The 12,195-nt window shown below is 63.1% G+C and carries 11 protein-coding genes; 5 read left to right on the top strand and 6 right to left on the bottom strand.

What is annotated here, in order from left to right:
- Positions 1-5 precede the first annotated feature (5 nt).
- Positions 6-995 carry a hypothetical protein gene (locus tag Y900_RS29135; RefSeq protein WP_051660598.1) on the bottom strand — a complete coding sequence of 330 codons (990 nt, stop codon included), beginning with the start codon at positions 993-995 and terminating at the stop codon, positions 6-8.
- 466 nt (positions 996-1,461) lie between these two features.
- Here Y900_RS29135 and Y900_RS29125 point away from each other — a divergent pair, with 466 nt between their 5' ends.
- Complete coding sequence (locus Y900_RS29125; protein ID WP_131536378.1) at positions 1,462-2,259, top strand: hypothetical protein; 798 nt, start codon at positions 1,462-1,464, stop codon at positions 2,257-2,259.
- Between the two features lie 548 nt (positions 2,260-2,807).
- Complete coding sequence (locus Y900_RS29120; RefSeq protein ID WP_036349324.1) at positions 2,808-3,320, top strand: DinB family protein; 513 nt, start codon at positions 2,808-2,810, stop codon at positions 3,318-3,320.
- Positions 3,321-3,479: 159 nt separating this feature from the next.
- Here the strand turns inward: Y900_RS29120 and Y900_RS29115 are convergent, their stop codons facing one another.
- Positions 3,480-4,931: an FAD-dependent monooxygenase gene (locus Y900_RS29115; RefSeq protein ID WP_036349322.1), complete on the bottom strand. Its 1,452-nt coding sequence runs from the start codon at positions 4,929-4,931 to the stop codon at positions 3,480-3,482.
- A gap of 96 nt (positions 4,932-5,027) precedes the next feature.
- Here Y900_RS29115 and Y900_RS30660 point away from each other — a divergent pair, with 96 nt between their 5' ends.
- Entirely contained in the window at positions 5,028-5,675 is a 648-nt protein-coding gene (locus tag Y900_RS30660; RefSeq protein ID WP_192827629.1) for a TetR/AcrR family transcriptional regulator, read from the top strand.
- A 128-nt stretch (positions 5,676-5,803) separates the two neighbouring features.
- On the opposite strand, the gene Y900_RS29105 is transcribed toward Y900_RS30660, so the two are convergent.
- The 4 genes from Y900_RS29105 to Y900_RS29090 form a co-directional block, all read right to left on the bottom strand.
- Entirely contained in the window at positions 5,804-7,000 is a 1,197-nt protein-coding gene (locus Y900_RS29105) for a DUF1173 family protein (protein WP_036349318.1), read from the bottom strand.
- Positions 7,001-7,015: 15 nt separating this feature from the next.
- A complete protein-coding gene (locus Y900_RS29100) occupies positions 7,016-8,050 on the bottom strand; it encodes a phospholipase D-like domain-containing protein (protein WP_036349316.1) in 1,035 nt (344 codons plus the stop codon).
- Between the two features lie 46 nt (positions 8,051-8,096).
- Positions 8,097-9,488, bottom strand: coding sequence for a type IV secretory system conjugative DNA transfer family protein (locus Y900_RS29095; protein WP_051660596.1), 1,392 nt, complete (start codon positions 9,486-9,488; stop codon positions 8,097-8,099).
- Positions 9,489-9,549: 61 nt separating this feature from the next.
- Positions 9,550-10,113 carry a hypothetical protein gene (locus Y900_RS29090; RefSeq protein ID WP_237752808.1) on the bottom strand — a complete coding sequence of 188 codons (564 nt, stop codon included), beginning with the start codon at positions 10,111-10,113 and terminating at the stop codon, positions 9,550-9,552.
- 83 nt (positions 10,114-10,196) lie between these two features.
- Here Y900_RS29090 and Y900_RS29085 point away from each other — a divergent pair, with 83 nt between their 5' ends.
- Both Y900_RS29085 and Y900_RS29080 read left to right on the top strand, forming a co-directional pair.
- Complete coding sequence (locus tag Y900_RS29085; protein WP_036349314.1) at positions 10,197-10,568, top strand: hypothetical protein; 372 nt, start codon at positions 10,197-10,199, stop codon at positions 10,566-10,568.
- An 82-nt stretch (positions 10,569-10,650) separates the two neighbouring features.
- Positions 10,651-12,150, top strand: coding sequence for a DUF3892 domain-containing protein (locus Y900_RS29080; protein ID WP_036349312.1), 1,500 nt, complete (start codon positions 10,651-10,653; stop codon positions 12,148-12,150).
- The last annotated feature ends 45 nt before the right edge of the window (positions 12,151-12,195 follow it).

Raw genomic sequence — 12,195 nt, 5'->3', positions numbered from 1 at the left:
CTGCGTCACACCGCCTCGTGTCCGATTATCTTCAATGCGCTGATGGCGAAGGTGGCGTCGACCGGATCGGACCCGTCGCTGCTCGACCCCGTAACCGGGTCCGTCGCCGGCGGTGGGGCGACGCTGGGAGCCGAATCACCGAACACGCTGGTCAATCCCCCGCCGGGGGCCGGTGTCGGCGTCGCGACCGGATTGGCCGGAGGGCGCGAGGTATACCGAATTAACATCTGAATCCGCGATGCGAGAACACGTTTGATCGGTTGCACCGCCTCGCCGTGAACGTTCTGGGTGTTCTGCATCACCGGTGGGAGGCTCGGATCATCGGGAAAGCTCCACTGGACGATGGTCACCACCCGGTGCTGCGACCACTGCGAGACGCCACTGGCGTCTTGGCCCACCCAACCGGGGGTCAATGAGAAGGCCGTCAGCACGTAGGTTCGCCCCAGGTCGATGGTGATGACCTGCCCGTCGCCGCCTGCCCGCACGCACACGAACGCGTTATGGGGATCCATCCCCGACATCGTCTGCGCAGGCGTGGAGCCTTCGGCGCAGCTGTTCTGGGCGTCGGCGGTATAGGGCAACGGCCGGTCCACACCGGGACCCGCCGCAGGGGCAGGCGACGGTGGTGCCTTCGCGACCGCTACCGCCTGCGGCTCACTCAGCGATCCGCCCGGGCGGGTCGGCTCGGGTGCGTCGGTGGAGTAGAACGCGACGGCACCCACCAGCGCGGCGACTACAGCCGCAGCCACTACGCCGCCAAAGCCCCACAAAAGCTTGTGGTCGAAACGCGCGGGCTTCTGATCCCCGTCAGCCTCATCGCGGTCAGAATCCAGATCGACCGGACCGGTCGAGGGATCGTCGTCGTCGGCCATCAGCGCGGCCACATCGACCTCAGCTAGGTCGGAGTCGCCCCCGGTGTCGTAGGCGGTGTCGGTGCCGGAGCCGTGCAGTCCACGGACCCACTCCTCGTCAGACATCAGCTCGTCGGCACTCATCGCAGGACCCGATGCGAGATCACGCGGGCCGCGACGGTGCTCGGGTGGCGGCGCTGCATTAGTGCGGGTGCAGGCGAGGCTGCGGGATGGGCGTGGACGACGGGCGCGGGACCCACCCATACCCCGGGCCAGCAAGCTGCCGAGGACATCACCGGGTGAACACCGGTAACTAAAAGGGGGATGTTCGCGTACTGCTTATTTTCGCTGGCGACCGGCATGCCGATGGGCGCTCGTGCGGTCCGCGTCGGTGCGACCGCGGAGCTCGTGCCGCCCAGGCACAGTCCCGCCGCTAAAAGCGCTATGAACAGCACGGATATGCCGCTCAACGCGAGTAGAGCCATGGTGTGGACCTCTCCCCTCAACTGACTGGCGACATTTTGTGTACCAGCGGCTACGCTCGGCCTATGCCTGTCGAGTTTGGCAGAAAAAAACAAAATCAACAACAGGGGAACATGCAATGGGTCACGTGATGCCTGATCGGTACGACGAGCTTCGTCGCGAATGGATCGCCGAGCACGCCGGCATCTGGAACGTCCAGAAACGCCGCGCCGAGCTGCTCAACCGCCAGATCCGCAAGCGCATCCGCTTGGCGGCGGGTGCACGGCCAAGTCCCTACGACGACAACGTGATGCACCCGCACTGGGCCCGTCGAGGCTCGACGGTGGAGATCATTCTCGAGCGCATCGTGATTGGGGTCTGCGCGGTGCTCACCCCCATTGGCTGGCTGGCCGGCCGGCTGCTGTACGAGTACACGCTGCGATTCATTCCCGAGCGTCTGCGCGCCTACCCGATTCCGGCGCTGCTGAGCACAGCGGTGGGCATCGGAACCATCACAGCACTGCTCTACAGCCCCGACGACACTCTGGCCGCCACCGTCATCGCACCGTATGTGCTGGCCCAAATCCCAGCGACCTTCGCCGCCGCAGGCATCTACGGAATTCTTAACGGCTGGTTGGCCGTTGACGGATCGGCCAGTTGGTGGCCCCTGACCCCGCCGCCGCTGCCGGTAGATCTCACATTGCCACTGGGGCCCGACGACCTCACCGCGCCATCGGTGTTCGAGACGTTGGAGCCGGCCGAGGTGGTCGATCTGAGTCCGACGACTCAGATTTCCCAGTCCCAACAATCCCTGCACCTGGTGCGCATCACCTTGGCGCTGTGCTTGATCGGTGTTGCCTGGATGAGTGGCGCTGTAGCAGTGGGCATCCGCGATGCAATCTTCGATATCGCTGTGACACCCGTACCCATCACCAGTGACTACTAATGCTCCGACCCGAAGCAATTCTTCTGGACAACACGCCGAATACGGCTTCGCAGAAAGGAAATGGCGAGGGCTTAGACCGCGCCCGTCCGAATACCCGAGCGTTGCAACGTCCTTGAATCGCAAAGAAAATCTACCCGGATGCCTTCGTCATGGGACGGAGTCCTTCGCGGGCGCACAGAATGACCGTTTCGACCTCATGTGACGCTGTGTCCAGGGTCGTCGGCGTCGGTGATGAAGAGAACGCCAGATGAGCGCGTTCGCAACACAAGACCCGCCAACAGGTCGCGAACTGGTAGCTTGGGCTACATAGCTTGGGCCAAGCACGCCATCGTCCGTTGTTCCGACTATTGAGTCGTCGCCCAAATTGCCGGTCAGCTAGCGCAGCGCAACTAGCCCGCTTCCGGCTCTCTCACACGTTCTCGCCGGACTGCCGACTCTTTCGGCGCTCCGTGGGTTGAAAGTCTTCGACTTATGGGCTGTATGCCGTGCAACTCGAATCCTCAGATATCAGGTACCGCAGACATTTTAGATGTTTCACCCCAACAGAAATGGAGCCCACAGTGACAACATGGTCGATACCCCAAACCACCACCGGGGCTGAACGCCGGCTAGTGGAGAGCGCCCTCGACCGGAATCGGGCCGAACTAGTCAACACGGTGCGGGGACTCTCAAATGCTGACGCCCGACGGCGCTGCGTCGCGTCGATGACCACCCCGATCGGATTGCTCAAGCACGCTGCCGTCGCTGAACGGATCTGGTTTCAGCACATCTTGGGTGGGGTGCCCAAACACGAATGCGGCGGAGGTACGACAGCCGGGGATACCAGCTTCCTCGTCGAGGACGGAGAAACCGTGGCCGACGTGATCGCAGAATTTGAGACTGCCAGCGAGCGTTCCCGCGTCATCGCTGCCAAATTTGATCTCGATGAGGTCCGAACACACCCCCACCTCGGCAACATCAATCTGCGATTTATCTACCTTCTCGCGATCGAAGACCTCGCGCGTCACGCCGGCCACGGCGACATTCTGCGGGAACAAATCCAACATCCTTTGCCCTGGTGAAATTCCGGTCAAAAGGGGCGGACGCTGAACCGCGCTTTCGATCGCGGATGATGTGGGCGCCGCCGCAGGCCATTGGGAACCTGAACTTTGCCGATGGATCAGCAGGACAAGCCGATCAGGTTGGGGCGTCTCGTAGCCGGCGCTGTGGACGCAGGTCAGTTAGGTGAACCACGTGTCAAGTGCATTCGATAATCCCGCGGTCGAGCCTTCTGCCACCCAGGCGACGTAGCCATCGGGTCGGACCAGTACTGCAGTCGGTGCGGCCACGTTGCCGAAGACTGGGAGCTGCCACGTGCCGTTGTAGTACACATCGAACATTGACACCCGGTCCGACCAGGGCGTGATGTCAAAATCCCATGGCAGGCCACCAAATTTCAGGAGTACACCGCGGGCCTGGTGTAGGAAGGTGAACAAGCGAGTCGGGCCGGAGGGAGTCTGCAGGTCGAGGTCTGGGATGCGGCGGCCGAGCAGCGGGTGTCCATCGCCGAGGTTGTAGTGGATGTCCAGGCCGCACATCATGGCGGCTATCCGGGTGCGGGTTTCGTGCAGGGCGAGCAGCTCGGCAACGGTGTCCCGAAGGGCATCGGTGCGTTCCCCGGGCCCATTGAGCGCGGTTTGGGCCATGGTGTTGTGCAGCACTCGGGCGCCGACGGGATGCCGCTCAGCGTGATAGCTGTCGAGGAGTTCCTCACCGGATAACCCGCGCACGACTTGCGCCAACTTCCAGCCCAGGTTGACCGCGTCCTGGATCCCGGTGTTGAGGCCTTGCCCACCGATCGGGAAATGGATGTGCGCGGCGTCGCCGGCCAACAGTACGCGGCCGGTTCGGTAGGTCGCGGCTTGGCGAGTTGCGTCGGTGAACCGTGAAATCCATGTGGCACTACGTATTCCGTAGTCTGTTCCGCAGACAGCAACAAGCGCTGCGCGGAGATCGGCCAGGGTCGGTTCAGCGGCGATTCCGACGTATGGCTCGGCCACCATCACACGCACGGTGTCTTCGCCATCGAAGGCGAAAAACGAGTGGAACCCACCACGTCGATGCAGACCCCACGGCGGCTCCCGGGTCATATGGACGTCGGCGACTAGGCAACTGATCGATGGCTCCCACCCAGGGAAGTCGATACCGGCCTGTTTCCGGACGACGCTGCGACCCCCGTCGCACCCCACCAGGTAGTCGCCACGCAGCGCTGACCCATCCGACATCGCGGCATCGACACCAGCCTCATCTTGGGTGAACCCGGTGACTTCACGGCCGTAGTGAATGGGCACGCCCAGTTCGGTGATCCAATCCGCCAGGACCGTCTCGACGCGGTACTGCAGCAGTGCAAGCCCGTAGTTGTGGCGGGTCGCCAGATCGGACACGTCGAAGAACAGCCCTGCGTAGTGGCCGTTTTGGCCGAGGATGCCCTCGGCGAGGAACCGATCGGCAATGCCGCGCTGATCGAGCACCTCGATCGTGCGCGGTGTCATGCCGCCCGCGCGCGAGCCCACCAGGTCCCGATCGGTTCGGCGCTCGATGACAGCGACGTCGACTCCCCCCAAGGCCAGTTCGCCGGCCAACGTGAGCCCCGTCGGACCTGCACCTGCGACCACTACCTGGTGCTCTGCCATCTCCCACCCACCATCCTCAAGTGAACATTGTTCACCACGAGAGTGTGGGGTGGCGTACCCGCTATGTCAACAGCATCCGCTCTACGCTGGCGTGCGATGGTCAAGCGTGGATTAACTCGGGAGGCGTTGGTGGCGCTCGCACACGACTACGTGCGCTCCAACGGGCTAGACGCACTGACGATGCGGCGACTTGCCGTAGCGGCTGACGTCACTCCAGGAGCGCTATACAAGCACTTTCGGGATCGCAAAGACCTCCAGCGCGCGATGTCCGACGCGATCTACGCCACCATCGACCTCTCCGACATCGACACCGCCAACCCATCGATCGACAACGTGAAAACCTGCTGCGAGCGAATGCGACGCGCGATGCTGGCGTTCCGCGACGGCGGGCGCATCGTCGCCGGCTCCTACGCACCCCTGTCCGCGACGCTCAACCTGTCGGCAACGCTGATGACACTGCTGCACGCCGTCACCGCCCCCGAACACAGTCCCGGCCAGCTAGCAGCCGTATTGCGCTCTTACACAACAGGATTTGTTATCGACGAACAGGCCTACCTCGAGCTCAGCGGCACAGACGAGTGGGACTCGCTCGTGCAGCAGATAGCCGCTAACGGCCACCATCGACCCACCGAGGCCGACGACCTCATCGCAATACTCACCGGCGACCGCAACCGTCGATTCGACACCGGACTCGACATGATCCTCACTGGACTCGTTCAAGCCAGCCTGGCCCCGCCTACCTAACGAGGCCATCCTCAATGCACCTCCTGCGCCTACGCCGAGCGCGACACGCTGCTGCGACGCCTTCCAGGGTTGCGCGCCGAGCGCAACCCTGTCTCGGCTCCGGGGAACCGCCGCGCACTGATGCACCCTCAGGAGGCTGGGGACGGCAAGTCCGGCATGTCCTCGTCCGTGCGCCAGGTCCATACTGGAAGTCCGGCTATCGACGACGGTTGGCCGTCGAGCTCACCGGCTGGTCGGTCGATGAAAGCGGCGATGGCCGGAGCGGTGTCGGTGAAGACCAGCGAGGCCAACGCCGCCGATCCGCCGTTATATGACAACACTTTTCGAAATACCCGTTCCTGGTCGACAACCGTCCTGAGCAGGGTGCGATCGGTGTCGCCGGTGAAGGGCAACCAGTTGCGATCGGTTGTCATCAACGAGAGCTGCTCGACGTGCGCGTATCCCGCTCGTGACACCGAGAAGGTTGAGATCGCCATCAGCCGCACTTCGCCATGCTCGGCCATCTGCCACAGTTCCAACTCGATGGCGAACCGTTTAGCGAGCTTGCGGTAGAGGTCGTCGTCAAGAAACCACGGGTGTCCCGGCTGGTGTCGGACTTGCATTTTGACGCCGTGGTTGGCTGGCTCGATCGCCTTGACCTCACCGACGCCGATCATCAGCTTGGTGGGTTTGCCTGGCTCCCGTCGTGCTGGGGCCCAGGCCTTGATGCGTCGCTGTTCGATCTCGGTCTTGCGATCGGCTGAGAACGGCTCGGGCACATACAGGAATGGAGCGAGGGGGTTCTTGCGCACGAGCTTGCCGTCCACTGCGTCGCGCAGGCGGCGGTGGACGACCGCCCAGGAGCGGTGTCCTGCGAATCCGGGGTGCCAACTCGTTAGTTCCGCCTCATCCCACAGGTAGTGCAGCACAGCACGCAGTGACAGTTTGTTGCCCTCCGACTGAACCGTGTCCGCCGCGGAGCCGCTTGGTTCGGGGGCGGCGCGATTGGCGAGCTTCGACAAGGAAAAGCCCAGTCGCAGTGCCGTTGTGCCGTCAACCGGGTTGTCTACGATCGAGTGCTCAGCCACGGCGCCGTAGCCGGACAGTTCATGCGGTGGCAGCCACGAACGGCATTGATGGTCATGCGCGGCCGCCGAGCCGGGCATCCTTTTGACAACGAGGTCTTCTCCAGCGGCGGCGATGTACATCTCTACGCCAGCAGATTGGCACAGGCACAGCGGACGGACGCGTGCAGCCTTGGCCCGCCACAGCGCTTCCTGGGCCGCTGGAGCGTGCACGTCCTCGACGATGCTGCCGTCAACGTCAAACGTGGTCGATCGGATCATGGCTGGCTCCTTACCTCATCTCTCGGTGTCCGAGGCGTGGGCGAAGTCGGTTTCGAATACGGTCGACACTGCCTCGATGATCTTCGGTGCGGCGTCGGCATCGAGTTGCAGCGACAGCTCGCGGTTTTCGGTCAGGCTTCGGGTGGCCAGGTTGTGGCTGCCGATGAGCAGCGACTTGCGGTCTGCGAGAACGATTTTCTCGTGCAGGTACAACCCGTTCGCGGACTGGGGCACGACGTGAACAGCGCACCCGGCGTGTTGTACCGCCTGGACGGAGGCGCTGGGCTGGTTGTCGGCGTTGAGCAGGATGCGGCACTGAACGTGTCGGGCCGCGGCATGGGTTAGCGCGGTGAGCACCGCCCGGTCGGTGAACTCTTCACTGGTGACCTCGAGACTGGTGGTGGCATCTTCGATGGTCTGCACAAATGCTGACCGTGCTGCCGGCGACCAGATCAGCCCGGGAGCATCGACAGCCTCCGAGAGCCGTCCATCGGGTGCGGCTTGATAGTCCCCGTCGATAGTTGCGGCAATAGCCGACACCTGTGCGGGATTGCTGGTGACGACCAGGGCATCACGGCCTGTGGCGTAGTACTGCGCGGTGAGATTGGCGGTGCTCACGATCGCCGTGGCGTCGTCGATGACGATGGCCTTTTCGTGGACGATCGTCGCAGCTGGCGCCCAGATGACGTCAACGCCAGCGGACGTCAAGTAATCGTAGGCCGATTGGTTGGTGCGCTGTCCGTGATAGGCGCGATCCAGTACCACCGTCGTTGCCACGCCGCGCCGGGTGTGAGCATTGATCAGCGCCTGCTCGATGGCGGGGTCGTTGAGCGCATACATGGTCATCCGCACCGACTTGCTTGCCCCGTCGATCAGCGAGGTGATCGGCGCGTATCCCGCCTCGGGTTCCTGAATGAGCGTGTACTGCGGGTCGACCACTGCGGCACGGTCAGGTGTGTGCGGTGCTCCGATTTGGGGTGGATGGTTGCAACCGGTGGCAGCGATGGCCACTACGACGGCGGCGGTGCCAAGCTTGCAGATGATGCTCATGCGCTGTCCTGTCAGGGCTGGCGGTGTGACCGGAGGTGGCGTAGGATCAGCTACCAGATAGGCGCTGAAGCCAGCGTTTGCCAGCTCCCACTTTGGGTGCCGTGCCCGCGGTGAGCGCTGGATATCCCGCGCGTGCGACCAGCGCTGCGCTGGCTTGGTCGTAGTAGGCCTTGAAGCGGGTCCAGTCTGGAATCTCAACACAGTGGCCGAGCCCACCGCGCAACAGAAGTCGCGCATGCTCTGGGTCGGGGGGCAGTAATTCCTGCCACCTCAGCACCGGCCCGAAATCGGTGCTCAGTGACTTGTGTCCGTCGGCCTGGCCGTAGCTTTCGGTGCGTCGGAATGTTAGCCCCGACCAGTCTTCAGTGCGTGCGAGCAAAGCCTCTTCGTGTGCGCTGAACATGATGATGTTGGCCGGGAATATCTCGCGGAGTTCTTGGGCATAGACCTGGCCGTAGACCGTGTCGTTTTGGGCCGATGCCTGCACCACGGCGAGCAGGTTGATTCCCAGGCCGCGGCCCTCCCCCACGATGCGACGCAGGTCGGGCAAGGGTGCAGTGTTGGGCAATTCGTCGATCGCCAACAACAGGCGATGCATCTGCTCGCGCCGTGACGTCTTCTCGCGCCAGCGCCGAATCAGGGAGTCGATCAACGTCACGGCCGCGCCGGCGACGGTGCCGTCAGCCGGTGCCAAGACGAATAGGGTCGCGCTGGGATCATCCAGGAACGACGCGTCGAACACCCGGACGAAGTCAGCGCCGCCGGCCATCATCAGCGAGGTCCGCAGCCAGGGGGTAATGGCTTTGCGCATCGTGATGGCCACCGAGTCGCGTTGCCGCGGTTCCATTCCCAGTATGCGCGTCATGCCGATCGCCAGCACCTCAAACCTGCTGCAGAGGGCGGCGGCTTGAACCCAGCTCGGTTGCCGTGCAGCGTCTTCGGTGACTTCGAGATTGTCGACGGCTTTGAGGACCCACTCCATCCCCTTCCCGTTGCCGTTGGGGGACGCCGCATACAGGAAGGCCGCCAGCGGACCCGCGGCTTGCGACTCCCACACGCCACCGTCGGAGACCTGATCTGCGCCAGAGCCGATGCCGACGGTCGCCATCTGCATGATGGTCTCAGCGACGGTCAGCGCCTCGTACGGGGTTTCAATGGTGGTGGTCGGGTCGTACACCATCGGCTCGACTCCGAGCGGGTAGAACGGGTCGATGATCGGCCGGAAATCGATGACCGCTTTCGGCCCGAACCGGCGCTCCATCGTCAGCTGCATCACGTCGTCCTTGGACGACACCTGCACGACCGGGCCGCCCCACAGCGCGCTCGCCGGCGCCAGCAGCCGGCGAGATTTGCCCGACTCGGTGGGGGCACTGATCAGACAATGCGCGGCGGTACGCGGAACGAACAGCTGCTCACGGCCTTTGACGAACCGACGCATGAAACCGCAATACGGTGTCTCTGGCGGCACATACGTCACTGGGGGTCCTCTCTCCAAATGGTCACGATGACCGTCGCCTTACCGCGTCGCTGCGGTGGTCGGATGCTGTGGCGTTGTCGCCGCATCCACCAGCGGTGAAGTCGCCCCAGGGGATGAAGCGCCAGCGCCCGTCGGGGCGGGGGCAGAAGAACCCCCAGCCCTGTTGATGCGCACCAGTGATGACGACACTCAGACAGGGGCGTTCGCCGTCCTGGTCGCGGATCAGCTGGATTCGGTGACGGTGATGTGCCGGTCTGTAGGCAACGCTGAATGGGCTACGACGTTGCGTGCCGTGCTCGGTGACTTCGACGTAGGCACCTGAAAGCACGAGGCTCAGAAAGCGCCAGGGATGATTGTGGAGTGCCGTCGGGTCATCGGACCCGACGAATTTATGCAAATACACGTTCACGAACCGGTTTTGGGGCACCAGGAACCACCGACGCAGGTATTCACCGCGTGCGCAGCGAATCACCTGATGCGGGCGCCGGCTGCGCAGTTTCTGAAACCACGAGCCAGGTTCTGGCGTGCTGACTTCGGCGCTCATCGCGATGACCTCCTCCCGCTGCACCGGCACCCGTGACGCCATCTATGCACCGTTGCATAGAAGCGCAGTAAAATCAATACGTGAACGTGCTACTGTACACGTATTGATTCATTGGGAGGCTGGCTATGCGTACCGAACCGACAGCCCGCGATGCTCTCGACGACGCGCGCCGTGAGATTCTCGCCGCCCGCGACGCCGCTGAGCACGGAGATCAGGAGCGCCGAAGCCAATACGCTCGATCAGCGATCGACAGCGCCGCCACCACGCTGCTGGACCCATCGGCCAGCCAACCTGAGGTGGTGGCGGCGCGCTTCTTCCTTCACGAGGGATTGGCCCTCGACGGGCGACCGAATAGCTGTGGGGCGGACAGCATTCACACTGATGAGGAGCTGAAAGCGTTGTCGGACGACCAACAAGCGTGGCTGCGTGATTACCTGCGGACCCAACGAGAGCGTCAGCCTGTGCGCGCCAGCTATGACATCAGCTGCGGGCGGTAACCAAGCACCTCTCGGAGAGCTACTCCGGGGGCGTACTTTCTGTAAAATTCGTCTGTCCTGAAAACACTGACGGGGGGTCAGAATGGGGCAGATCGGTTACAGCTCGGGTTTCGGGTTTCAGAGCACCTATGGCACCTGGCACAGCAATTTCGAAGTCTACTTGCCATGGCCTGACGGTGGTTTTGCTCAGTTCTGGCATGACGGTGTGAAGTGGAACGGTCCGGTAGTCATCGCTGGTAGGCCGCTCACCAGCGTGGCGGCCTACCAGAGTCGCTTCAAGTCAAAGGGTGGTAGCCACGGAAATTTCGAACTGGCCGCGGTGACAGCGGCCGGCGACATCGAGATTTGGTGGCGCGATAGTAAAAGCTTGAAATGGACTTTCGGAACTGACTTATCCCGACCGCGCAGTGACCGCGGTCATGCGGTCGAGCGGTTCCGCGGCATTGCTTTCGGCCGACACCACATCCTTGATGAAGACACTCCTGAGCCGGATTACATCCTGGCGTCGAGCTATGGGGGTGAGGGCTTACGGATCTACCAGCGCAATTCCACGACAACGCATCAGTGGGATAACGGCGACAAGCTACTGCAGCTGCGCCCGAACGAGACCGGGATCAACGTCTATGGAGGAGATCCCGTGACTGGAGATTACGACGGTTTGGGGTGGGCACTCGGTACAGTCGGCGACACCCGAAACGACTTTGATGAAGCGGGCAACGCGCAGGCCGTCCTTGCAGCGTGCAAGGTAGACGGGTCGCTGACCGTGAGGCAGACGACTCCCAGCTATTTCGTCGGTGGCGGCGGTCAGGCGGGCGCGACAGCCGGCTCGACAATGCGGGTGTGGGAGCGCGAGGACGTCATCGGAAACGGGGTCAGGGGTCGTCCCGCTGTTATCCAGAGTGATCGCAATTACCGTCGAGGGTTCTTCATCTTCGCGCCCGCAAAGCATGGCAACTACGAACTCGTGGCGCCACTCGCTGCAGGCGGATTCGCCTATTACGTCCGCAATAACAACACCGGCTTGACATGGAACTACCAGGGCGCTGTGGGAACCGAGGTCTATGACGAGGTTGCGCTTCTCCAGGACAACGGGGAGCGCGTCGGAGATCGCACCGGCGCCCTCCATGTCTTCGCATGGCAACGAGGTGCGAAGTGGTTTCACGAGTTCATCCAATATGACTGGGACGGCGGTATGCGTTGGGTGGGGCCTACGACTGTCGGACAGCGCGTCATCCCACGGCCTGCGCCCGAACGGTGGGACATCACGTGCGCACGTTACGGACGCCAGTTCAATAAGCCGCGGTATGTCTATGCCGTCGGCGGGGTCCGCAATGGACAGCCATGGACCCTATCTACCGCACAGGTTATCTCGATGATTCTCAACGGAACTCATGAATTCCGCACCGTCGCACCCGACGGCAGCACCGCGGCAGTCCGCGTCGGTGACTGGCACAACCGAACCGACCCAGCGGCGGTGCCCTTTAACCCAAATGCCCGAACCGGCTACCGGGGCCTTTACCTGACGACCGCGGCCGACAACAAGCTCCAAAACAACCTTCTGCATCTCCCTGCTTGCCCGTGAACGACTGATCCCGACACGTCCGCCGCCCTCACCGGCGACGGGTGC

Source organism: Mycolicibacterium aromaticivorans JS19b1 = JCM 16368 (assembly GCF_000559085.1).
Classification (GTDB): Bacteria; Actinomycetota; Actinomycetes; order Mycobacteriales; family Mycobacteriaceae; genus Mycobacterium; species Mycobacterium aromaticivorans.
Note: the sequence above shows the minus strand (reverse complement) of the source record. Positions and strands in the feature narration are given on the sequence as shown.